Source organism: Parafrigoribacterium soli (genome assembly GCF_040227235.1).
In the GTDB taxonomy this organism is placed as follows: domain Bacteria; phylum Actinomycetota; class Actinomycetes; order Actinomycetales; family Microbacteriaceae; genus Parafrigoribacterium_A; species Parafrigoribacterium_A soli.
Genome location: NZ_JBELNZ010000003.1, coordinates 87,940 through 110,345, shown reverse-complemented (window position 1 = coordinate 110,345; position 22,406 = coordinate 87,940). Strand labels below are relative to the sequence as shown.

General features: G+C 64.2%; 31 protein-coding genes and 1 pseudogene. 31 read left to right on the top strand and 1 reads right to left on the bottom strand.

Going from position 1 to position 22,406, the window contains the following annotated elements:
* Positions 1-60 precede the first annotated feature (60 nt).
* The 29 genes and pseudogenes from ABUA37_RS08775 to map all read left to right on the top strand — a co-directional run bounded on the left by ABUA37_RS08775 (position 61) and on the right by map (position 19,501).
* The gene (locus ABUA37_RS08775) at positions 61-984 is read left to right on the top strand and encodes a hypothetical protein (RefSeq protein ID WP_349898767.1); all 924 of its coding nucleotides are present in this window, start codon (positions 61-63) and stop codon (positions 982-984) included.
* Positions 950-1,471 carry a DUF6121 family protein gene (locus tag ABUA37_RS08770; RefSeq protein ID WP_349898766.1) on the top strand — a complete coding sequence of 174 codons (522 nt, stop codon included), beginning with the start codon at positions 950-952 and terminating at the stop codon, positions 1,469-1,471. The genes ABUA37_RS08775 and ABUA37_RS08770 overlap by 35 nt, the downstream gene beginning before the upstream one ends.
* Before the next feature lie 312 nt (positions 1,472-1,783).
* Positions 1,784-2,158, top strand: coding sequence for a 30S ribosomal protein S12 (rpsL, locus tag ABUA37_RS08765; RefSeq protein WP_325517316.1), 375 nt, complete (start codon positions 1,784-1,786; stop codon positions 2,156-2,158).
* Entirely contained in the window at positions 2,158-2,628 is a 471-nt protein-coding gene (rpsG, locus tag ABUA37_RS08760) for a 30S ribosomal protein S7 (RefSeq protein ID WP_325517318.1), read from the top strand. The genes rpsL and rpsG overlap by 1 nt, the downstream gene beginning before the upstream one ends.
* A 117-nt stretch (positions 2,629-2,745) precedes the next feature.
* A complete protein-coding gene (fusA, locus tag ABUA37_RS08755; protein WP_349898765.1) occupies positions 2,746-4,860 on the top strand; it encodes an elongation factor G in 2,115 nt (704 codons plus the stop codon).
* Between the two features lie 157 nt (positions 4,861-5,017).
* Complete coding sequence (gene tuf, locus ABUA37_RS08750; RefSeq protein ID WP_349898764.1) at positions 5,018-6,211, top strand: elongation factor Tu; 1,194 nt, start codon at positions 5,018-5,020, stop codon at positions 6,209-6,211.
* Between the two features lie 626 nt (positions 6,212-6,837).
* Positions 6,838-7,146 carry a 30S ribosomal protein S10 gene (gene rpsJ, locus ABUA37_RS08745; protein WP_009773132.1) on the top strand — a complete coding sequence of 103 codons (309 nt, stop codon included), beginning with the start codon at positions 6,838-6,840 and terminating at the stop codon, positions 7,144-7,146.
* A gap of 26 nt (positions 7,147-7,172) precedes the next feature.
* Complete coding sequence (gene rplC / locus ABUA37_RS08740; protein WP_349898763.1) at positions 7,173-7,823, top strand: 50S ribosomal protein L3; 651 nt, start codon at positions 7,173-7,175, stop codon at positions 7,821-7,823.
* Between the two features lie 4 nt (positions 7,824-7,827).
* Positions 7,828-8,481, top strand: a complete 654-nt coding sequence (gene rplD / locus ABUA37_RS08735) for a 50S ribosomal protein L4 (protein ID WP_349898762.1) — start codon at positions 7,828-7,830, stop codon at positions 8,479-8,481.
* A complete protein-coding gene (gene rplW, locus ABUA37_RS08730; protein WP_325517329.1) occupies positions 8,478-8,777 on the top strand; it encodes a 50S ribosomal protein L23 in 300 nt (99 codons plus the stop codon). Before rplD ends, rplW begins: the two co-directional genes overlap by 4 nt.
* 18 nt (positions 8,778-8,795) lie before the next feature.
* Entirely contained in the window at positions 8,796-9,635 is an 840-nt protein-coding gene (gene rplB, locus ABUA37_RS08725; RefSeq protein ID WP_349898761.1) for a 50S ribosomal protein L2, read from the top strand.
* 12 nt (positions 9,636-9,647) lie between these two features.
* Complete coding sequence (gene rpsS / locus ABUA37_RS08720; protein WP_325517333.1) at positions 9,648-9,929, top strand: 30S ribosomal protein S19; 282 nt, start codon at positions 9,648-9,650, stop codon at positions 9,927-9,929.
* 24 nt (positions 9,930-9,953) lie between these two features.
* Positions 9,954-10,358 (top strand): 50S ribosomal protein L22, encoded by a 405-nt coding sequence (gene rplV, locus ABUA37_RS08715; RefSeq protein ID WP_349898760.1) that lies wholly within the window; start codon positions 9,954-9,956, stop codon positions 10,356-10,358.
* Positions 10,358-11,161 carry a 30S ribosomal protein S3 gene (gene rpsC / locus ABUA37_RS08710; protein WP_349898759.1) on the top strand — a complete coding sequence of 268 codons (804 nt, stop codon included), beginning with the start codon at positions 10,358-10,360 and terminating at the stop codon, positions 11,159-11,161. Before rplV ends, rpsC begins: the two co-directional genes overlap by 1 nt.
* Positions 11,162-11,163: 2 nt before the next feature.
* The gene (gene rplP / locus ABUA37_RS08705; RefSeq protein ID WP_325517339.1) at positions 11,164-11,583 is read left to right on the top strand and encodes a 50S ribosomal protein L16; all 420 of its coding nucleotides are present in this window, start codon (positions 11,164-11,166) and stop codon (positions 11,581-11,583) included.
* Entirely contained in the window at positions 11,583-11,930 is a 348-nt protein-coding gene (rpmC, locus tag ABUA37_RS08700; RefSeq protein WP_349898758.1) for a 50S ribosomal protein L29, read from the top strand. The genes rplP and rpmC overlap by 1 nt, the downstream gene beginning before the upstream one ends.
* A 2-nt stretch (positions 11,931-11,932) precedes the next feature.
* Entirely contained in the window at positions 11,933-12,226 is a 294-nt protein-coding gene (rpsQ, locus tag ABUA37_RS08695; protein WP_325517343.1) for a 30S ribosomal protein S17, read from the top strand.
* Between the two features lie 32 nt (positions 12,227-12,258).
* Positions 12,259-12,627: a 50S ribosomal protein L14 gene (gene rplN, locus ABUA37_RS08690; protein ID WP_325517345.1), complete on the top strand. Its 369-nt coding sequence runs from the start codon at positions 12,259-12,261 to the stop codon at positions 12,625-12,627.
* 2 nt (positions 12,628-12,629) lie between these two features.
* Positions 12,630-12,977: pseudogene (gene rplX / locus ABUA37_RS08685) on the top strand (50S ribosomal protein L24); the annotation flags it as partial.
* 215 nt (positions 12,978-13,192) lie between these two features.
* Positions 13,193-13,789: a 50S ribosomal protein L5 gene (gene rplE / locus ABUA37_RS08680; protein ID WP_349898757.1), complete on the top strand. Its 597-nt coding sequence runs from the start codon at positions 13,193-13,195 to the stop codon at positions 13,787-13,789.
* Positions 13,790-13,865: 76 nt separating this feature from the next.
* Positions 13,866-14,264 carry a 30S ribosomal protein S8 gene (gene rpsH / locus ABUA37_RS08675; protein ID WP_147783464.1) on the top strand — a complete coding sequence of 133 codons (399 nt, stop codon included), beginning with the start codon at positions 13,866-13,868 and terminating at the stop codon, positions 14,262-14,264.
* Between the two features lie 6 nt (positions 14,265-14,270).
* Positions 14,271-14,807 carry a 50S ribosomal protein L6 gene (gene rplF / locus ABUA37_RS08670; protein ID WP_349898756.1) on the top strand — a complete coding sequence of 179 codons (537 nt, stop codon included), beginning with the start codon at positions 14,271-14,273 and terminating at the stop codon, positions 14,805-14,807.
* Positions 14,808-14,809: 2 nt separating this feature from the next.
* Positions 14,810-15,181, top strand: coding sequence for a 50S ribosomal protein L18 (rplR, locus tag ABUA37_RS08665; RefSeq protein WP_349898755.1), 372 nt, complete (start codon positions 14,810-14,812; stop codon positions 15,179-15,181).
* A 32-nt stretch (positions 15,182-15,213) separates the two neighbouring features.
* Complete coding sequence (gene rpsE, locus ABUA37_RS08660; protein ID WP_407075367.1) at positions 15,214-15,888, top strand: 30S ribosomal protein S5; 675 nt, start codon at positions 15,214-15,216, stop codon at positions 15,886-15,888.
* Complete coding sequence (rpmD, locus tag ABUA37_RS08655; RefSeq protein ID WP_325518113.1) at positions 15,888-16,073, top strand: 50S ribosomal protein L30; 186 nt, start codon at positions 15,888-15,890, stop codon at positions 16,071-16,073. Before rpsE ends, rpmD begins: the two co-directional genes overlap by 1 nt.
* The gene (gene rplO, locus ABUA37_RS08650; protein WP_349898754.1) at positions 16,073-16,663 is read left to right on the top strand and encodes a 50S ribosomal protein L15; all 591 of its coding nucleotides are present in this window, start codon (positions 16,073-16,075) and stop codon (positions 16,661-16,663) included. The genes rpmD and rplO overlap by 1 nt, the downstream gene beginning before the upstream one ends.
* 73 nt (positions 16,664-16,736) lie before the next feature.
* Positions 16,737-18,062: a preprotein translocase subunit SecY gene (gene secY, locus ABUA37_RS08645; RefSeq protein WP_349898753.1), complete on the top strand. Its 1,326-nt coding sequence runs from the start codon at positions 16,737-16,739 to the stop codon at positions 18,060-18,062.
* Positions 18,059-18,664, top strand: coding sequence for an adenylate kinase (locus ABUA37_RS08640; RefSeq protein WP_349898752.1), 606 nt, complete (start codon positions 18,059-18,061; stop codon positions 18,662-18,664). Before secY ends, ABUA37_RS08640 begins: the two co-directional genes overlap by 4 nt.
* A 6-nt stretch (positions 18,665-18,670) precedes the next feature.
* Positions 18,671-19,501: a type I methionyl aminopeptidase gene (gene map, locus ABUA37_RS08635; protein WP_349898751.1), complete on the top strand. Its 831-nt coding sequence runs from the start codon at positions 18,671-18,673 to the stop codon at positions 19,499-19,501.
* Between the two features lie 89 nt (positions 19,502-19,590).
* Here the strand turns inward: map and ABUA37_RS08630 are convergent, their stop codons facing one another.
* Entirely contained in the window at positions 19,591-21,513 is a 1,923-nt protein-coding gene (locus ABUA37_RS08630) for a BglG family transcription antiterminator (RefSeq protein ID WP_349898750.1), read from the bottom strand.
* Positions 21,514-21,773: 260 nt separating this feature from the next.
* Between ABUA37_RS08630 and ABUA37_RS08625 the strand changes: the two genes are divergently transcribed.
* A complete protein-coding gene (locus ABUA37_RS08625; RefSeq protein WP_349898749.1) occupies positions 21,774-22,139 on the top strand; it encodes a PTS sugar transporter subunit IIB in 366 nt (121 codons plus the stop codon).
* Positions 22,132-22,398: an HPr family phosphocarrier protein gene (locus ABUA37_RS08620; RefSeq protein ID WP_349898748.1), complete on the top strand. Its 267-nt coding sequence runs from the start codon at positions 22,132-22,134 to the stop codon at positions 22,396-22,398. Before ABUA37_RS08625 ends, ABUA37_RS08620 begins: the two co-directional genes overlap by 8 nt.
* Positions 22,399-22,406 lie beyond the last annotated feature (8 nt).

Below are 22,406 nucleotides of genomic sequence, written 5' to 3'. Positions count from 1 at the left end.
CATTGCTAGAGTGACTCCGTCGGAACCGGATGCCCGCAGGGGCCAGGCGAGGAGTGCATCATGAGCGAGAAAACCCCAGCAACGCCAGAAAGTGACGCCGCAAAAGAAGGTGCTCCCGCCGTGGAGCCCGTGGATTCTCTCGAGCCTCACGGCGAAGCGCTCATCCTGCCGCCCGAGCCCCAGTCCGTGCGGTCCACGGATTCTGCGGTCGGCGCGCCCGCCGTCGAGCCCACCGTGACGGAGTCGTCCACCCCCGAGTCGCCTGCCGATTCCACAACCGTCGTAGAGCCCGTGGATTCACACACCGTCGATGACGAAGTCGACTACGGACCCGTCGAAACCTCCGACGATGCCGAGGCAGACAGGGCGCCCGAGGCCGTTGCCAAGCCTGCGCCCACACAGACCGTGTACGTGCACGCGCCGGTACCTCCACGCAAGCGTGGCAACCGTGGCATCGGTTCCCTCATCGCGCTCGGCTCGGCCATTATCTTCGGGGCGATCTACGCCGTTGTCGTGCTTGCCATCACGCCGCTGTTCGCACCTCCGCGTGCCGTGGGGTTCGAGTTCCTCGGCTTCCTCACCAGCGCCGCATTCTTCGTGCCGGTGCTCGTCTTCGCTGTCGTCTTCATCCTGCTTGTGCTGCTTCTGAACCGCGCCAACTGGTGGGCCTACATCCTCGGCAGTCTCTTCGTCGGAGTGCTGGTCTACTTCGTCAGCATCGGTATCCTGCTGCTCGTCAACGGTGTGGTCGGGCTCACTCCAAGCGCCGCAGCGAGGGCGTTCCGGGCGGCCGCGCAATCACCCGTCATCGTCGCAGGGGCGCTGGTGGCCAGGGAGGTCTCCCTCTGGATGGGTGCGGCGGTGGCGGCTCGCGGACGCCGGGTCAGGGCCCGCAACGCCGAGGATCGCGCCGCATTCGATCGCGACACCGCGAGGGCGCGCGCCGAGTATGAGCGAGCGGTGGCCGCAAACGCTGCCCAGTGATCCTGCAGGCCCGCCGGACGAGCCGGAGGCTCCGCGAGAGGCATCGTCGCTGAGCCGAGCTCTGCTCGCCGCGATCATGGCGGTCGTGCTCTTCGCCGCCTTGCTCATCGCCACCTATGGCGCGATCAGCCTGTTCACCGGGCTCGACCCGATCAGTCAACCGGATGTCAGTCCCCTGATCGGTCCCATGATGGCCGCCGTCGCCTGTGCACTGGTCTTCGTGTCGGTGTTGATGAGCCTCCGGCCCCGGGGCGGCCCGCTTCGACTGCCGTGGGCGCGGTCGATCATCACCGCGATCACCGTCTACCTCGTGGGACCAGCGGTGGGTGCAATCCTCGTCGCCATCGATCGGGCCGACCTCTTCGCCGCGGTGCTCTTCTTCGCCGCGGCCGTCACCGGGCCCTTCATCGTCGCGTCCGCACTCCTGGCGATTCCCGTCGTTCTGTTCACGCCGCTTCTCGCCTCGAGCACCAGCCGTCCGCGCTAGCGGTTCTTCGCTCACAGCGCAGCGGACTCATTTGACCGCATACACCCTGAAGAGCTATTCTTCTTCGTGGTGTGCGCTTTGCCGTGCGCTTGACGTGTGTCCGCTGGTCGTATAGTTTCCAGCCCCGCACCAAGCACAGGCATCAGGCATACAAGCTGGGTTTATTCGTCACCGAACGGCCCCCACGGCATACCACTCAGAAACTCGCACCGTGGGTTTCGCGTGTGGTGCAAAACGATCCGAACCAGTCATGTTCCGGGTCGGATGCTAAGAACAATCTGTCACCGTGCAGTAAATACAAGGAGTATGTAGTTGCCCACCATTCAGCAGTTGGTCCGTAAGGGCCGCAGCCCGAAGGTCGTCAAGACCAAGGCGCCCGCCCTCAAGGCGAACCCACAGCAGCGCGGTGTGTGCACCCGCGTGTACACGACCACCCCGAAGAAGCCGAACTCGGCTCTGCGCAAGGTCGCTCGTGTGAAGCTTTCCAACGGCACCGAGGTCACCGCCTACATCCCCGGCGAGGGCCACAACCTGCAGGAGCACTCGATGGTGCTCGTCCGCGGCGGTCGCGTGAAGGACCTCCCCGGTGTGCGCTACAAGATCGTGCGCGGCGCGCTCGACACCCAGGCAGTCAAGAATCGTAAGCAGGCTCGCAGCCGCTACGGAGCGAAAATGGACAAGAAGTAATGCCACGTAAAGGACCAGCACCGAAGCGTCCCGTTGTAGCGGACCCGGTCTACGGAGCCCCCATCGTCAGCCAGCTCGTCAACAAGATCCTTCTTGATGGCAAGAAGGGCCTTGCTGAGAAGATCGTCTACGACGCCCTGCTCGGCGTCTCGGCCAAGACCGGTGCGGATGCGGTGGTCACCCTCAAGAAGGCGCTCGACAACGTGCGCCCCACCCTCGAGGTCAAGTCCCGCCGTGTCGGTGGATCGACGTACCAGGTGCCGGTCGAGGTCAAGCCTCACCGCGCCAACACCCTCGCACTGCGTTGGCTCACCACCTACGCCAAGGGTCGCCGCGAGAAGACCATGACCGAGCGCCTCACCAACGAGATCCTCGACGCATCCAACGGCCTCGGTGCCGCGGTGAAGCGTCGTGAAGACACTCACAAGATGGCTGACGCCAACAAGGCGTTCGCGCACTACCGCTGGTAATCAATCACGTTATGTGAGCCTGTCGCGTTCGTTCCCTGAGCTTGTCAAAGGGGCGAACGCGACGGGCTCAATCGCCGGGTTTCGCCGGCATTCATCCCCAATCTTTCGGAGGAACCTGTGGCACAGGAAGTGCTCACCGACCTGAACAAGGTCCGCAATATCGGCATCATGGCGCACATCGATGCCGGCAAGACCACCACGACTGAGCGCATCCTGTTCTACACGGGCGTCAACCACAAGATCGGCGAGACCCACGATGGGGCATCGACGACGGACTGGATGGAGCAGGAGCAGGAGCGTGGAATCACGATCACCTCCGCCGCTGTCACCTGTTTCTGGAACAAGAACCAGATCAACATCATCGACACCCCCGGCCACGTCGACTTCACGGTCGAGGTCGAGCGCTCGCTGCGTGTGCTCGACGGCGCCGTTGCTGTCTTCGACGGCAAGGAGGGCGTTGAGCCCCAGTCGGAGACCGTGTGGCGTCAGGCCGACAAGTACGACGTTCCGCGCATCTGCTTCGTCAACAAGATGGACAAGCTCGGTGCCGACTTCTACTTCACCGTCGACACCATCATCAACCGCCTGGGCGCGAAGCCGCTGGTCCTCCAGCTGCCGATCGGCTCCGAGAGCGACTTCGTTGGTGTCGTCGACCTCGTCGAGATGCGTGCCCTCGTCTGGGAGGCCGACTCCAAGGGCGACGTCACCATGGGTGCCAAGTACGAGGTTCGGGAGATCCCGGATGATCTCAAGGAGAAGGCTGCGGAGTACCGCCAGCTGCTGCTCGAGACCGTCGCCGAGACCGACGACGCCCTGCTTGAGAAGTTCTTCGGTGGCGAGGAACTGACGGTCGCCGAAATCAAGGCCGGCATCCGCAAGCTCACCGTCGCTAGCGAGATCTACCCGGTCCTGTGTGGCTCGGCGTTCAAGAACCGCGGCGTGCAGCCGATGCTCGACGCGGTCATCGACTACCTGCCCAACCCGCTCGACGTCCCCGCCATTCAGGGTACGGACCCGCGCGACGAGGAGAAGGTCATCGAGCGCCACCCGGATGCGAAGGAGCCGTTCGCGGCTCTCGCGTTCAAGGTTGCCGTGCACCCGTTCTTCGGGCGTCTCACCTACATCCGCGTGTACTCCGGACACCTCGACAGTGGCGGCGCAGTCACCAACTCGACGAAGGGCAAGAAGGAGCGCATCGGAAAGATCTTCCAGATGTACGCGAACAAGGAGAACCCGGTCGACTCGGTCACCGCGGGTCACATCTACGCGGTCATCGGCCTCAAGGACACCACCACCGGTGACACGCTATGTGACTCGAACAACCAGGTTGTTCTCGAGTCGATGACGTTCCCGGAGCCGGTCATCGAGGTCGCGATCGAGCCGAAGACCAAGGCCGACCAGGAGAAGTTGGGTATCGCTATCCAGAAGCTCGCTGAGGAAGACCCGACGTTCCGCACCGAGCAGAACCAGGACACGGGCCAGACGGTCATCAAGGGAATGGGCGAGCTTCACCTCGACATCCTGGTCGACCGGATGAAGCGCGAGTTCAACGTCGAGGCCAACGTGGGCAAGCCCCAGGTTGCGTACCGCGAGACGATCCGTCGCGTTGTGGACAAGTACGACTACACCCACAAGAAGCAGACCGGTGGCTCTGGCCAGTTCGCCAAGATCCAAATCTCGCTCGAGCCGCTCGAGGTGACGGCGGAGAAGACCTACGAGTTCGAGAACAAGGTCACGGGTGGCCGCGTTCCGCGCGAGTACATCCCGTCCGTCGATCACGGTATCCAGGATGCGCTGCAGGTCGGCGTGCTCGCGGGATACCCGATGGTGGGCGTCAAGGCGATCCTGCTCGATGGTGCATCGCACGACGTCGACTCGTCCGAAATGGCGTTCAAGATCGCCGGCTCGATGGCGTTCAAGGAGGCGGCTCGCAAGGCCGACCCCGCGCTGCTCGAGCCGCTCATGGCCGTCGAGGTGCGCACCCCTGAGGAATACATGGGTGACGTCATCGGCGACCTCAACTCGCGTCGTGGCCAGATCCAGTCGATGGAAGACGCGACTGGCGTCAAGGTCATCTCGGCGAAAGTTCCGCTGTCGGAGATGTTCGGGTATGTTGGCGACCTGAGGTCGAAGACCTCTGGCCGTGCGGTGTACTCAATGTCCTTCGACAGCTACTCAGAGGTGCCGCGTGCGGTGGCCGACGAGATCATCCAGAAGAACAAGGGCGAGTAATCGGCCGGCCTGGCAACAGGCGCTTCTGGGTGGGCAGCGACCTCGGTCGTGAAACCGCTCGGGTACACCGAGTAACATATCTACACACTCCAAACCAAGAGCGTCCGGTCTCATCTCGGATCGGGCGCACTCGACGAACGTCCTGAGGAGGACCACTGTGGCTAAGGCCAAGTTCGAGCGGTCGAAGCCGCACGTAAACATCGGAACCATCGGTCACGTTGACCACGGAAAGACCACGCTGACGGCGGCCATCTCCAAGGTGCTTGCCGACAAGTACCCTTCCGCCACCAACGTTCAGCGCGACTTCGCGTCGATCGACTCCGCTCCAGAAGAGCGCCAGCGCGGCATCACGATCAACATCTCGCACGTCGAGTACGAGACGCCGAAGCGCCACTACGCGCACGTCGACGCCCCGGGCCACGCTGACTACATCAAGAACATGATCACCGGTGCCGCTCAGATGGATGGTGCAATCCTCGTGGTTGCAGCTACCGACGGCCCGATGGCCCAGACCCGTGAGCACGTGCTGCTCGCGAAGCAGGTCGGCGTGCCGTACCTGCTGGTCGCGCTCAACAAGTCCGACATGGTCGACGACGAGGAGATCCTGGAGCTCGTTGAGCTCGAGGTTCGCGAGTTGCTCTCCAGCCAGGACTTCGACGGCGAGAACGCTCCCGTTGTCCGCGTCTCCGCGCTCAAGGCTCTTGAGGGTGAAGAGAAGTGGGTGCAGAGCGTCCTCGACCTCATGCAGGCCGTTGACGACAACGTGCCTGACCCGGTGCGCGACAAGGACAAGCCGTTCCTCATGCCGATCGAGGACGTCTTCACGATCACCGGTCGTGGAACCGTCGTCACGGGCCGCGCAGAGCGCGGAACCCTCGCTATCAACTCCGAGGTCGAGATCGTCGGCATCCGCCCGACGCAGAAGACCATCGTCACGGGTATCGAGATGTTCCACAAGCAGCTCGACGAGGCATGGGCCGGCGAGAACTGTGGTCTCCTGCTCCGCGGCACCAAGCGTGAGGATGTCGAGCGCGGCCAGGTCGTCGTGAAGCCCGGCTCCACGACCCCGCACACGAACTTCGAGGGCACCGCCTACATCCTGTCCAAGGATGAGGGTGGCCGTCACAACCCGTTCTATGCGAACTACCGCCCGCAGTTCTACTTCCGCACCACCGACGTCACCGGCGTCATCACGCTGCCCGAGGGCACCGAGATGGTCATGCCCGGCGACACCACGGAAATGTCGGTCGAGCTGATCCAGCCGATCGCCATGGAAGAGGGACTCAGCTTCGCGATCCGTGAGGGTGGCCGCACCGTCGGCGCCGGCACGGTGACCAAGGTCGTCAAGTAACACCAGTTCCACCAGCGAAGGGCCGCACCCCTCGGGTGCGGCCCTTCGTCGTTCCGCGCCCCACCTCACCCTCGTGCGACGGCTGCCGCTTGTCGCGACGGCGCACGTTCGAACTGCAGCCCTCGCGCCAAACGCCAGCCCTCGGTCGAAACCGAGAGCGCGACACGCCCGGGTTTGCGACGCGTGTCAGAGTGTGGCAAACTCGTCTAGTTCAACATTCCCGGCGATTGCGTCGGGATCACTGCCAGGCAGTGCATAGATGTGGACGCCGGGCAGTCAATGCCAGCGGGTGTCGATCTAGGCCGCGGGTAGCAGAACCGGTACCGAGAACGGCGACAACCAGCAGTGGTAGACGCTGATTCGAGGTGCACAGCTTAATCGACCTCGAGAATCATGCGGTGACGTGTGTGCCTCATCCGGGCAACACGCCCGAGCGCGGGGGTCGGCCAGTGTCCAATAAACACCGGCGAGGTGAGCACGGGAGCAATCGCGTGTGAGCCGCACATTGAAACATCAACAGTGGTGCGACAGCAGAAGTGCTTCGCAGCGCGCGAGCCCTCGGGCCCGCCGCAAGCAGACCAAGCCAGAACACGTAACACCCAAGTACTACAGAGAGAGAGTCAGACATGGCGGGACAGAAGATCCGCATTCGACTTAAGTCGTATGACCACGAGGTCATCGACAGCTCGGCGCGCAAGATCGTCGACACGGTGACCCGCGCGGGTGCGACGGTCGTCGGCCCGGTTCCGCTGCCTACTGAGAAGAACGTGATCGCCGTGATCCGCTCCCCTCACAAGTACAAGGACAGCCGCGAGCACTTCGAGAAGCGCACCCACAAGCGACTGATCGACATCATCGATCCGACGCCGAAGGCTGTCGACTCGCTCATGCGCCTCGACCTGCCGGCCGACGTCAACATCGAGATCAAGCTCTAGAGCAGATAGACCAATAGGGAAAACCAATGTCTACAACTAAGACGAGCAAGGGCCTCCTGGGCACCAAGCTCGGCATGACCCAGGTCTGGGATGCCAACAACAAGCTGATCCCGGTGACCGTCGTGGAGATCACGCCGAACGTCGTGACGCAGGTTCGCACGCCGGAGATCGACGGCTATAGCGCCGTTCAGATCGCCTACGGCCAGATCGACCCGCGCAAGGCGAACAAGCCGGCCACCGGCCACTTCGACAAGGCCGGTGTCACGCCGCGCCGCCACCTCACCGAGGTTCGCACCGCAGACGCCGCCGAGTACTCGCTCGGCCAGGAGATCGCGGTTGACATCTTCGAGGTCGGCCAGAAGGTCGACGTCGTCGGCACCAGCAAGGGCAAGGGCTTCGCCGGTGTCATGAAGCGCCACAACTTCAAGGGCGTCAGCTCTTCCCACGGTTCGCACCGCAACCACCGCAAGCCGGGCTCGATCGGTGCATCTTCGACCCCGAGCCGCGTCTTCAAGGGCATGCGCATGGCGGGCCGGATGGGTGGCGAGCGGGTCACCGCGATGAACCTCACCGTTCACGCCGTCGACCTCGAGAAGAACATCATCCTGGTCAAGGGCGCCGTTCCCGGCGCTCGCGGCCGCATCGTATTCGTTCGCAACGCAGTGAAGGGGGCGTAGTTACATGGCTACCTCACTTGACGTCATCGACTCCTCGGGCAAGAAGGTCGGCTCTGTCGACCTGCCCGCCGAGACCTTCGATGTCCAGACCAACGTGCCGCTCATCCACCAGGTAGTCGTCGCGCAGCGCGCTGCGGCTCGCCAGGGAACGCACAACACCCTCCGCCGCGGCGAGGTGTCGGGAGCGGGCCGCAAGCCGTTCAAGCAGAAGGGAACTGGTCGCGCTCGTCAGGGCTCGATCCGTGCGCCTCAGATGACCGGCGGTGGCATCGTCCACGGACCCCACCCGCGCGACTATGCGCAGCGCACCCCCAAGAAGATGATCGCGGCGGCCCTGCGTGGCGCGCTCTCCGATCGTGCTCGTGGCGAGCGCATCCACGTCATCGACTCGCTGTCCGTCGGCAACACGCCGTCGACCAAGGCGATCGTTACGCTGCTGAACACGATTGCGTCGAGCAAGCACGTTCTCGTGGTGCTCGAGCGCAGCGACGAGCTCAGCTACAAGAGCGTTCGCAACATCCCGACGGTGCACGTGCTGCCGTACGACCAGCTCAACGCCTACGACGTGCTCGTGAGCGACGACATCGTCTTCACCCAGGGTGCATTCGAGGCGTTCACCGCTGCGAAGGAAGACAAGAAGGAGAAGGTCAGCGCATGACCGCCACCAACAAGGACCCGCGCGACGTCATCCTGTCGCCCGTCGTCTCCGAGAAGAGCTACGGTCTGATCGATCAGGGCAAGTACACGTTCATCGTGGACCCGCGCTCGAACAAGACCGAGATCAAGCTGGCGATCGAGAAGATCTTCAGCGTGGAGGTTGCGTCGATCAACACCCTGAACAAAAAGGGCAAGACCCGTCGCACCAAGTTCGGCACCGGCAAGCGCAAGGACACCAAGCGCGCCATCGTCACACTCAAGTCCGGTTCCATCGACATCTTCACGGCTGTCGGCTAGGGATCAGGGAGATAACTCATGGCTATTCGTAAGTACAAGCCCACGACCCCTGGTCGCCGCGGTTCCTCGGTTGCAGACTTTGCCGAGATCACGCGCTCGACTCCGGAGAAGTCGCTCCTGCGTCCGCTGCCGAAGACCGGTGGTCGCAACAACGCCGGTCGCATCACGACCCGTCACATCGGTGGTGGCCACAAGCGCCAGTACCGCGTCATCGACTTCCGTCGCAATGACAAGGACGGCGTGAACGCCAAGGTCGCCGAGATCGAGTACGACCCGAACCGCACGGCTCGCATCGCACTGCTGCACTTCCTCGATGGCACGAAGCGTTACATCATCGCGCCAGACAAGCTCAAGCAGGGCGACATCGTCGAGTCCGGTCCTTCCGCCGACATCAAGCCGGGCAACAACCTGCCGCTCAAGAACATCCCCGTCGGTACCGTGATCCACGCGATCGAACTGAAGCCGGGCGGCGGTGCCAAGATGGCACGCTCGGCCGGTGCATCAGTTCGACTCGTTGCCAAGGACGGCCCGTACGCGCAGCTTCGTCTGCCGTCCGGCGAGATCCGCAACGTGGATGCGCGTTGCCGCGCAACCATCGGCGAGGTCGGCAACGCCGAGCAGTCGAACATCAACTGGGGTAAGGCCGGCCGCATGCGCTGGAAGGGCGTCCGCCCGACCGTGCGTGGTGTCGTCATGAACCCGGTCGACCACCCGCACGGTGGTGGTGAGGGTAAGACCTCTGGTGGACGTCACCCGGTGACGCCGTGGGGCCAGAAAGAGGGCCGCACCCGTCATGCCAACAAAGAGAGCGACCAGCTCATCGTTCGCCGCCGTAACGCCGGCAAGAAGCGCAAGTAGGAGTTCGAGAAGATGCCACGCAGTCTTAAGAAGGGCCCCTTCGTCGACGACCACCTGTTTCGCAAGGTGGCGAAGGCGAATGAGGCCAACAGCAAGAACGTGATCAAGACCTGGTCGCGCCGTTCGATGATCATCCCGTCTTTCCTGGGACACACCATCGCGGTGCACGACGGTCGCAAGCACATTCCGGTGTTCATCACCGAAACCATGGTTGGGCACAAGCTCGGCGAGTTTGCGCCCACCCGCACCTTCCGTGGACACGTGAAGGACGACAAGAAGGGTCGCCGCCGCTAACGCGGGGGCGCAAGGAGGAGAGAAATGGTGGAGTCGATCGCACGCGTGCGTCATATCCGCGTGACCCCCACGAAAGCTCGTCGTGTCGTCAACATGATCCGCGGCAAGCAGGCGCAGGAGGCCCTGGCCATCCTGAAGTTCGCACCGCAGGGCGCGAGCGAGCCGGTATACAAGCTGGTCGCCTCGGCCATCGCCAACGCGCGAGTCAAGGCGGATGCCAGCAACAGCTACCTGGACGAGCAAGACCTGTTCGTGTCGTCGGCTTTCGTCGACGAGGGCGCGACGCTCAAGCGTTTCCAGCCCCGCGCACAGGGACGCGCGTTCCAGATCCTGAAGCGCACCAGCCACATCACGATCGTGCTGGCGACACCAGATGAGACCAGCACAGCCGACGTGGCAGTCACTGCCAGGAAGGCGGGAAAGAAGTAATGGGCCAGAAAGTAAACCCCTACGGTTTCCGTCTGGGAATCACCACCGACCACGTGTCGCGTTGGTTCTCGGACAGCACCAAGGCCGGTCAGCGCTACAGCGACTATGTCGCAGAAGACGTGAAGATCCGCAACCTGCTCAAGACCTCGCTCGACCGCGCAGGTGTTGCGCGCATCGAGATCGAGCGCACCCGTGACCGCGTTCGCGTCGACATCCACACCGCCCGTCCGGGCATTGTGATCGGCCGTCGTGGCGCCGAGGCGGAGCGCATTCGCACCGACCTCGAGAAGCTCTCGGGCAAGCAGATCCAGCTGAACATCCTCGAGGTGAAGAACCCCGAGGCCGAGGCTCAGCTCGTCGCCCAGGGCATCGCAGAGCAGCTCTCCGCACGTGTGGCGTTCCGCCGCGCAATGCGCAAGGGTCTGCAGGGCGCTCAGCGCGCCGGTGCCAAGGGTGTTCGCATCCAGGTCTCCGGTCGACTCGGTGGCGCAGAAATGAGCCGCTCGGAGTTCTACCGCGAAGGCCGCGTCCCGCTGCACACGCTGCGCGCCAACATCGACTACGGCTTCTACGAGGCGCGTACGACGTTCGGCCGCATCGGCGTGAAGGTGTGGATCTACAAGGGCGACATCACCAACAAGGAACTTGCTCGCGAGCAGGCCAACGCCAAGTCACAGCGGCCAGACCGTCGTGACGACCGCCGCGATGGGGGTCGTGACAACGACCGCCCGCGTCGCGGTGCCGCGGCCTCCGCTGCGCCCAAGGCAGAGGCTGCTCCGGCAGCAGTAGGAGCAGAAGGCTAATCATGTTGATTCCCCGCAGAGTCAAGCACCGTAAGCAGCACCACCCCGGCCGTACCGGCCAGGCGACCGGTGGCACCACGGTGAGCTTCGGCGAGTTCGGTATCCAGGCGCTGACCCCGGCATACGTGACGAACCGCCAGATCGAGGCCGCGCGTATCGCGATGACCCGCCACATCAAGCGTGGTGGAAAGGTCTGGATCAACATCTATCCTGACCGCCCGATCACGAAGAAGCCGGCCGAAACCCGCATGGGTTCCGGTAAGGGTTCCCCCGAGTGGTGGGTTGCCAACGTCAAGCCGGGTCGCGTGCTCTTCGAGCTCGCCGGCGTCAACGAGACCATCGCTCGTGAGGCGCTGACCCGTGCCATTCACAAGCTGCCCCTCAAGGCACGCATCATCAAGCGCGAGGAGGGCGACGCATAATGGCGATCGGATCCAAGGAGCTCGCCACGAGCGAACTCGACACCTTCGAAGACGGCAGGCTCGTCGACGAACTGAAGAAGGCCAAGGAAGAGCTGTTCAACCTGCGCTTCCAGTCCGCCACGGGCCAGTTGGAGAGCCACGGTCGACTGCGCGCCGTCAAGCGCGACATCGCCCGCATCTACACGGTGATCCGCGAGCGCGAGCTCGGCATCCGTGCCACCCCTGTCGCGGTCGAGGCGAAGGCCACCAAGAAGACCACGAAGACTAAGAAGACCGAGGATGCCGCTGCAACGGCTCCGGAGTCCGCCGATGCTTCGACAAGCTCAGCAACCACGAAGGAGGCCTAGTCATGGCGCAATCCAAGAACGCCGCCGCGGCTACCACCGCCGAGCGCGAGGGTCATCGCAAGAGCCGTCGCGGTTACGTGACGAGCGACAAGATGGACAAGACCGTCGTCGTCGAGGTCGAAGACCGCGTCAAGCACCCGCTGTACGGCAAGGTCATCCGCCGCACCTCCAAGGTGAAGGCGCACGACGAAGGCAACACGGCTGGCATCGGTGACCTCGTTCTCATCAGCGAGACCCGCCCGCTCAGCGCCTCGAAGCGTTGGCGCCTGGTCGAGATCCTCGAGAAGGCCAAGTAGGCCGCTGGCTTACTTCGAATAAGGACACTTAAATGCTCCAGCAGGAATCCAGGCTCAAGGTCGCCGACAACACCGGCGCCAAGGTGCTGCTCACGATTCGCGTTCTCGGCGGCTCCGGCCGTCGCTACGCCGGCCTCGGCGATGTCATCGTCGCGACGGTCAAGGACGCGATCCCGGGCGGCAACGTGAAGAAGGGTGACGTCGTCAAGGCGGTCATCGTTCGCACCAAGAAGGAGACCCGTCGTCCCGACGGCTCCTACATCAAGTTTGACGAGAACGCGGCGGTCATCCTGAAGGCCGACGGGGACCCTCGTGGTACCCGCATCTTCGGGCCGGTCGGTCGTGAACTTCGCGACAAGAAGTTCATGAAGATCATCTCGCTCGCACCGGAGGTCATTTAGTCATGGCGAACATCAAAAAGGGCGACCTCGTCCAGCTCATCAGTGGGCGCAGCCAGGCTCGCGGCGGAGACCGTGGCAAGCAGGGCCGCGTGCTAGAGGTGCTGGTCGATCGGAACCGCGTCGTCGTCGAGGGACTCAACTTCATCACGAAGCACTCCCGCGTCGGACAGTCGCAGCGCGGCACGAAGACCGGTGGCATCGAGACCCTCGAGGCCCCGATCCATGTGTCGAACCTGCAGCTCGTGAACCCCGACACCAAGCAGCCGGCTCGCGTCGGCTTCAAGGTCGAGACGGATGACCGCGGCAAGACGGTGCGTGTGCGCTACTTCAAGGACTCGCGCCGCACACCCGTGAAGCGCCGCACTGAGTCTGTCGAAGCGAAGACGGCGGCGAAGGCCGACAGCAAGACCGAGACCGGTGCAGCCGCGAAGAGCGACAAGCCGGCCAAGGCAGCAGCGTCGACCAAGGCCAGCACCGAGAAGGCCAGCACGGCGAAGACCGACACGGCCAAGTCGGCGCCGGCCAAGAAGGCAACGACCTCAAGCAAGGCTAAGGACGCAGAGTAATGACTGACACCGCAACTGCTGCCCCCGCTGGCAAAATCCAGCCGAGGCTCAAGCAGAAGTACAAGAGCGAGATTTCCGCGCAGCTCACCAAGGACTTCGGCTTCACGAACGTGCACCAGGTGCCCGGGCTCGTGAAGATCGTCGTCAACACCGGTGTCGGCGAGGCTGCCCGCGATGGCAAGGTCATCGATGGCGCGGTCAGGGATCTCACCGCGATCACCGGCCAGAAGCCGCAGGTCACCGCCGCTCGCAAGTCCATCGCGCAGTTCAAACTGCGTGAGGGCCAGCCGATCGGCGCCCACGTCACCCTTCGCGGTGACCGGGCCTGGGAGTTCCTCGACCGACTGCTGTCGCTCGCTCTGCCGCGCATCCGTGACTTCCGCGGTCTCAGCGACAAGCAGTTCGACGGCCACGGCAACTACACCTTCGGTCTCACCGAGCAGTCGATGTTCCACGAGATCGACCAGGACAAGATCGACCGGGTTCGCGGCTTCGACATCACTGTCGTCACCACGGCCAAGAACGACGAAGAGGGTCGCGCACTGCTCAAGGCGCTCGGCTTCCCCTTCCGCACGGCAGAAAACACCCCGCAGTAATTACGCACCACCGATCGATGAGGTCGGCATTCGTGTACCGGATGTCGAAACCAATCGAGATGAGGAAATACACCACATGACAATGACAGATCCGGTCGCAGACCTGCTGACCAGACTGCGGAACGCCAACTCGGCGTACCACGAGACCGTGTCGATGCCGAGCAGCAAGCTCAAGTCCCACATCGCCGAGATCCTCAAGTCCGAGGGTTACATCGGTGGATGGAAGATCGAGGACGCGCGCGTAGGCAAGACCCTGACCATCGACCTGAAGTACGGCCCCAACCGCGAGCGCTCCATTGCGGGCATCAAGCGCGTGTCGAAGCCTGGACTTCGCGTGTACGCAAAGTCGACCGAGATCCCTCGCGTTCTCGGCGGACTCGGCGTCGCTATCCTGTCGACCTCCTCTGGCCTCCTCACGGACCGCCAGGCGTCGAAGAAGGGCGTGGGTGGGGAAGTCCTCGCCTACGTGTGGTAATCGAACATGTCACGTATCGGAAGACTTCCCATCGACATCCCCGCGGGTGTCGACGTCAAGGTCGACGGCTCGGCCGTCACCGTCAAGGGCCCGAAGGGTGAGCTTCAGCTCACCGTCGCAAGCCCCATCGAGGTCAAGCTCGAGGATGGCCAGCTGCTGGTCACTCGTCCGGACGACGAGCGCGAATCGCGTTCGCTGCACGGCCTGACTCGCACGCTGATCGCGAACCAGATCATCGGCGTCACCGCCGGATACTCCAAGGGCCTTGAAATCGTGGGTACCGGATACCGCGTCGCCGCGAAGGGCAACTCGCTCGAGTTCGCCCTCGGCTACTCGCACTCGATCACGGTCGATCCCCCGGCAGGCATCACTTTTGCTGTCGATGGCAACACCAAGCTGACGGTGCACGGCATCGACAAGCAGGCCGTCGGTGAGGTGGCCGCCAACATTCGTAAGCTGCGCAAGCCAGAGCCCTACAAGGGCAAGGGTGTGCGCTATGCGGGCGAAGTAGTCCGCCGCAAGGCCGGAAAGAGTGGTAAGTAATCATGGCTCTCGGAACTAGAGGCAAGAGCAAGTCGGCCGCCAAGGGTCGCCGTCACGCGCGTCTGCGCAAGAAGGTCGTTGGCACGGAGGCGCGTCCGCGCCTGGTCGTCACCCGTTCTGCGCGTCACGTCTTCGTACAGGTCGTCGACGACAGCAAGGGCTTCACCCTCGCGTCGGCTTCCACCATGGAGTCGGACCTGCGCGGATTCACCGGTGACAAGACCGCCAAGGCGCACAAGGTGGGCGAACTCATCGCCGACCGCGCGAAGAAGGCAGGCATCGACGCCGTCGTATTCGACCGTGGTGGTAGCAAGTACGCGGGTCGCGTCGCTGCCATTGCCGAGGGAGCTCGAGAGGGTGGTCTGGACCTGTGAGCGACACCGCATCAGCTAACAAGGAGCAGCAAGTGACAGAAGCAACCAAGGTCGAGACGACCGAGGCTGCCGTGGTAGAGACTGCTGCGGGAACGCAGAGCGCGGCGAACGAGCCTCGCGAGGCTCGCCGCGGCGGTCGGGAGCGTAACCCCAACCAGCAGCGGGGGAGCCGCGACTCTGACAAGAGCCAGTTCCTCGAGCGCGTCGTCACCATCAACCGCGTTTCCAAGGTGGTGAAGGGTGGTCGTCGCTTCAGCTTCACCGCTCTCGTCGTCGTCGGTGACGGCAACGGACTGGTCGGCGTCGGCTACGGCAAGGCCCGCGAGGTGCCTACCGCGATCTCCAAGGGCGTCGAGGAAGCGAAGAAGAACTTCTTCCGCGTTCCCCGAGTCGGCAAGTCGATCCCGCACCCCGTGCAGGGTGAAGCCGCGGCAGGCGTCGTTCTGCTGCGTCCCGCCGCTGCCGGTACCGGTGTTATCGCCGGTGGTCCGGTGCGCGCCGTACTCGAGTGCGCCGGCATCCATGACGTTCTGAGCAAGTCGCTCGGTTCCTCGAACACGATCAACATCGTCCACGCAACGGTGGCCGCGCTCCAGCAGCTCGAAGAGCCCGCTGCCGTCGCCGCCCGTCGCGGACTGTCGATCGAGCATGTCGTGCCAGCCCAGGTCCTGCGGATCCAGGCAGAGTCAGCAAAGGCAGGTGTCTGATGGCCGCGCGCCTGAAGGTGACCCAGATCAAGTCCAAAATCAGTGAAAAGCAAAACCAGCGCGACACCCTGCGCAGCTTGGGACTCAAGCGCATCGGCGATTCTGTCGTCAGGGAAGACAACTCGCAGAACCGCGGGTACGTCAAGACCGTCGCTCACCTGGTGAAGGTCGAGGAGATTGACTAATGGCTGACACAGAGAAGTCAGAAGCCGCGGCGCCCGCAAAGGCGACCACGGCCAAGGCCCCTGCGGCCAAGGCTGCGGCGAAGCCCGCAGCAGAGAAGGCGCCCGCAAAGGCCGCCGCGAAGAGTGCGCCCAAGGCCGAGTCTGAGGCTCGTCCGCAGGTGCTCAAGATGCACCACCTGCGCCCGGCTCCCGGTGCCAAGACCGCACGCACGCGTGTCGGTCGTGGTGAGGGCTCGAAGGGTAAGACGGCCGGTCGCGGTACCAAGGGAACGAAGGCTCGTTACCAGGTTCGCGTCGGTCTCGAGGGTGGAAACCTGAACAGCGTGATGCGCACCCCGAAGCTGCGCGGGTTCAAGAACCCGTTCCGCGTCGAGTACCAGGTCGTGAACCTCGAGAAGCTTGCGGAACTGTACCCGAAGGGTGGAGAGGTGACCACGGTCGACCTCGTCGCCAAGGGTGCCGTGCGCAAGAACGAGAAGGTCAAGGTTCTTGGGCAGGGTGACATTGCGGTTAAGCTGAACGTTGCCGTGGACAAAGTCTCCGGCTCTGCCCAGCAGAAGATCGTTGCAGCGGGCGGCTCGGTTAAGTAACCACAGCCGTCTTCGCGGGTGGCCCGCAAGGGCCACCCGACCTGCAAGCTCAATGTTTTAGCCAGGAGGCCTCGTGTTCAGTGCCGTAGCGCGGATCTTCCGCACGCCGGATCTTCGCAAGAAGATCGGGTTCACGATCGGCATGATCGCCCTGTTCCGGCTGGGTTCGTTCATCCCCACCCCGTTCATCGACTACGGCAACGTGCAGAAGTGTCTCACCAGCAGTACGAGCACGAGTGGTCTCTATGACCTCGTCAACCTGTTCAGCGGCGGCGCGCTGCTGCAGCTCTCGGTCTTCGCTCTCGGGATCATGCCGTACATCACGGCCTCGATCATCGTGCAGCTCCTGCGCGTGGTCATCCCACACTTCGACGCCCTGTACCAGGAGGGCCAGGCCGGCCAGGCCCGCCTGACCCAGTACACGCGCTACCTCACCGTCGCGCTCGGCGTACTTCAGTCCACGACCCTCGTCACGGTCGCTCGCAGCGGCGCCCTGTTCCCGGCGTCCAGCGGCACCCCCGAGTGCAGCCAGCTCATCACCAACAACGCCTGGTACGCCATCCTGCTCATGGTCATCACGATGACCGCCGGCACCGGCCTCATCATGTGGATGGGTGAGCTGATCACCGAGCGTGGCGTCGGCAACGGCATGTCGCTCCTCATCTTCATCTCCATCGCCGCGCAGTTCCCGAGCTCGCTCTGGGCCATCCAGACGTCGAAGGGCTTCGAGGTCTTCCTCCTCGTGCTCGTGCTCGGACTGGTGATCACGGGACTCGTGGTCTACGTCGAGCAGTCTCAACGCCGAGTTCCGGTGCAATACGCGAAGCGGATGATCGGCCGGCGCACCTACGGCGGCAACAACACGTACATCCCGATCAAGGTGAACATGGCCGGGGTCATCCCGATCATCTTCGCCTCCTCGCTGCTGTACCTGCCGGCGCTGATCGCGCAGTTCAACGCCCCGAAGGATGGCAAGCTGCCGGCGCCTTGGGTCACCTGGATCACCGACAACCTGCAGTCCGGCGACAGCCCGATGTACGTGCTCGTCTACTTCCTGCTCAACGTCGGGTTCACCTACTTCTACGTGGCGATCACATTCAACCCCGAGGAGGTGGCCGACAACATGAAGAAGTATGGCGGCTTCATCCCCGGCATTCGCGCGGGCCGCCCCACGGCGGAATACCTCGACTACGTGCTCACGCGAGTCACGCTCGCCGGCGCGCTGTACCTCGCCCTCATCGCCCTGATTCCGCTTGTGGCTCTCGCCTTGTTCGGCGCCAACCAGAACTTCCCGTTCGGCGGCGCGAGCCTCCTCATCATCGTCGGCGTCGGCCTAGAGACCGTCAAACAGATCGATGCGCAGCTGCAGCAACGGCACTACGAGGGCCTTCTCCGGTGACCCGGCTGTTGATCGTCGGCCCCCCGGGCGCAGGCAAGGGCACTCAGGCCAAGCGGATCACCGCCCTCTACGGCGTCCCCACCATCTCCACGGGCGACATCTTCCGCTTCAACATCGCAAACAAGACGAAGCTCGGCCTGCAGGTGCAGGCGATCGTCGACGCCGGTGACTATGTTCCCGACGAGCTCACCAACGCTCTCGTGAGCCATCGCCTCGACGAATCCGACGCGCTCGACGGATTCCTGCTCGATGGCTATCCACGCACGACCGACCAGGTGCGCTTCCTCGACTCGCTTCTCGCCGAGCGCGGCACAGCGGTCGACGCCGTCATCCGCTTGGTTGCCGACCGCGACGCCATCGTCGAACGCCTTCGCAAGCGCGCCGTCGCCGAAGGCCGCGTCGATGACTCCGAAGAGGCCATCCGTCACCGCCAGGATGTCTACCTCCGCGAGACCGAACCGCTCATCGCCATCTACCGCACGCGCGGCCTCCTGATCGAGGTCGATGGCCTGGGATCGGTCGAGGACGTGGCAGAGCGCATCTCCACAGCGCTGGCCGAACGCGGCATCCGCCCTGTGGAGAACGACCGCGCCGTAGGCTGATCGCCGGTGCGCAGGCGCAGCAGTATCTACAAGACTCCGGCCGAACTGCGGCTGATGACGAAGCCGGGTCTTCTGACGGCCGCGTCACTGAACGCGGTGCGAGCCGCGATCAGACCGGGCGTCACAACGGCGGAGCTCGACGCGCTGGCCGAGTCGGCCATCCGCGACGGCGGCGGCGTTCCCAACTTCATGAAGGAACCCGGCTACCGACACACGATCTGCACATCGGTGAATGACGACGTCGTGCACGGCATCCCAGGTGATCGTGTGCTCGAGGCCGGCGACATCGTCTCGATCGACAGCGGCGCAGAATTCGGAGGCTGGAACGGCGATGCGGCCTTCAGTCTCGTGGTGCCCGATCGCACCCGGCCCGAGCTGGTAGCCGACCGTCAGAAGCTTGCGGATGTCACCGAACAGTCCCTCTGGCACGGCATCGCTGCGCTGGCGAGGGCGCGCCATCTCGGCGAGGTCGGCGGCGCGATCGAGGACTACATCGAATCGAGGGGTAGCTACGGCATCCTCGAGGACTACGTGGGCCACGGCATCGGTCGCTCGATGCACGAGGAGCCGCCGGTGTTCAACTACCGGGTGCGCGATCGCGGCCCGGCGGTGCGGCCCGGTCTCGTGGTCGCGGTCGAGCCCATGGTGACGCTCGGCGGCATCGATACCTTCGTGCGCGAGGACGGCTGGACGGTGACGACGAAAGACGGAAGCACCGCCGCCCACTGGGAGCACTCGATCGCCGTGCACGCCGACGGCATCTGGGTGCTGACCGCGGAGGATGGTGGCGCGGCCGGGCTCGCTCCGCTCGGCGTCACCCCGGTCCCCATCCCGTAGTTCGCTTCTCGACACGGCTGCTCCTTCGTCGCGGCCTACTCGACCAGCGTGTTTGTCGGCGCGATTTCCGACGACTGAGCGGCGACGCGCTACTTTTCGATGCCGTGCACCAGCGCCTCGATGAACGAGGGGAAATCGACGGCGCGGTGCACGAGCCGCTGCACGTCGTCGCGGTCGGAGAAGACAGAGACGAACTGGTCGAATACCGACTGGAAATTGGTGCGGTCGCTCGCGCTGAAGGCGATGAGCGCGATGACGTTCACGCGATTCTCTCCCCAGTCCATGGGCGCGTCGTTCACCACGATGCAGATCGCGGTGCGCTTCGCGGACATGGCCATGGCGTGCGGAACGGCGATGTTGTCCGTGAAAGCCGTCGACGACATCCGCTCTCGTTCGATCGCGCCGTCGATGTAGGCCGGTTGAATGACTCCGGCCTCGACCATGCGTTCGCCGAGCGCGCGGATCATCGCGATCTCGTCTGCCGCGTGGAAGTTGCGCAGGAACAGCGACTCGTCGAAGAACATGAGCAGCTCGTCCTTGAGGTGCAGGCGGCGGCGCTGGCGGCGCACCCGACTGACCGCTCGACGGATTGCGTCGATGTCGTTCTCCGTGAGGAAGGGTTGGATGATGACGACGTTGTCGGCAAAGGGTGCGCTGGGGATCGTGGTGAGCACGAGGTCGGCCGCGAGCTCGCCCCAGTCGACGTCGTTGCGCGTGATGACGATATCGACCTGCAGTTCGTCGCCCAGCACCGCCTCCAGCCGCTCGCGCAGAATCAGGTGCAGGTCGTAGTAGTTGGGGCAGACGATCGCGCAGGTGACCCGCTCCTCGCGCCGGGCCTGTCGCTCGAGGTACGAGCCGATGTGCAGCGCGATGTAGGAGATCTCGTCATCGTGGATGGTGATGGACTCGGCGCGCTGGATCTCACTGGCCATGAAGACCGCGAGCTCGTAGATCATCGGGTACGACGTCTTGATCGACCTCGTCATCGGGTTGCGCGAATACGACTTGTCCTGCGCGCGGGCGACGAGGTTCTGCACGTGCAGCGAGAGGCGCACGGTGAACTCGTCGTCGTCGAGGTCGATCATGTACTCCTCGGCGACCCTCGCAATGATGCGGCGGATGCTCGCGAGCGTCTCGTCATTCGAGGTTGCGACAGCCTTCAGCGCCTCGTCCGGGTCGCGACCCGGCGTGACGACGCGGGTGGTGAGCAGCAGGGCGAGGTAGTCGAGGTCAGGGCCGCGGAGCGTCGCACCGAAGTGGCGCACGATCAGCTCGGAGAGTTGGTCGGGGATGTCGGCGATGGGCCTGCCGCCCGGTCCGGGGGTCTCCCCGAACGGCAGCTGTCCCTTCGAGGTGCGATCGACCGCTATCGCGACGTGGAGCAGCACATTGTTGATGCCGTATTCGTTCACGAAATAGCCGTGCGCATCCAGCATCGCGATGAGGTCGGTCTTGAAGGCCCGCAGGTCTGCGGATTCGAACTCGCGCTGGATGCTCTCGAGCTCGAGGAAGCCCTGGGCGCCGCCCTCGCGGAACATTCGGCTGAGCAGCCGGCGCAGGTCGTATTCGGAACCGGCGAGAGAGATCTGCGTTCCCCTGCGAACGAGGGTGAGCTCTGACTCCTCGACGAGCGTCTTCACCTTGCGCAGATCGGTCTCGATGGTCGACTCGCTGACGAAGAGGCTCTCCGCCAGCGAATACACATCGAGTCCCTCCGGCGCATCGACGAGTCGGCGCACGAGGTGGTAGACGCGATCCCGGGGCGTCTCCGGTTCGCCGCCGGGCTGCCTGGTCTTCGCGAGGAACGCGGTGTACGACTCGCGGCTGAGCCGGTAGCCGCTCGTCGACGACTCGATCACCTCGAGCGGTCTGGCCGACGCCTTGATGGCGGTGACGTAGCTCCTGACGCTGCGCGTGGTGACACCCAACTGATCCGCGAGTTCCGCGGCCGTGACCCAGCCCTCAACCTGAACGAGATAATCGAGCAGGCGTTCGTGCTTGTCGATCATCTGATCCCACTCGTGGAGTGCATCGCGCGATCTCCTCTGATCAAGGACCAGGCCCGTGGCCAAGGTCCGGCGCCCCTCACGTCATTCTTGCAGAGAGGGCGCGTCCGCGCCGGGGAGCGGTGCGCTCGCTCGCGGCGGTGACCCTCTTCCGGGGGTGCGGAACCAAGTCTGTTGGCGGGCCGGCGAGCGGCTGGGCCATCATGGGGGCACGGTCGATCGTCGGGTTCGGCCGGTGTTCGACAGTCGCGAGGAGGCGAGCCGTGCAGCGAATTCTGGTCGTGTGCGGCGCCGGGGCATCGAGCACCTTCCTCGTGCACTGGATGCGCAGGGTCGCCGCTTCTCGCGGCCTCCAGCTGGCGATCGACGCCGGCAGCCAGGCTGACGTGGCCGAGCGACTGGGCGAGCTCAGCGCCGTTCTCGTCGGTTCTCACCTCGCCGACGAGTTTGCGCGACTCCGTGGGGACGCGGCCGCCGCCGGTGTGCCCGCGATACTGCTCCCGCCACTGGCATTCGATGCCGCGGGAGCCTCGAAGGCGCTCGATCTTCTCGACGAACTTCTCACCCCATCCGCAGACGACGGAGTCGCGATCGCCGGCTCCCCGACCCCAGGGAGTTCCCGTGGCTGAACAGACCATTCGCATCGCATCCGCTCACGGATTGCACGCGAGGCCGGCATCGATCTTCACGCAGGCCGCGGCCGCGGCCGGAGTTCCGGTGCAGCTCAGCAAGGGCGGCAAGTCGGTGAATGCCGCGAGCATCCTCGGCGTCATCTCGCTCGGAATCGACCACGGCGACGAGGTGACCGTGAGCGCGGAGGGCGAGGACGCGGAGCGCATCGTCGGCGACCTGGTTGCGCTGCTGGCCAACGATCTCGACGAGAACTGACGGTCGGT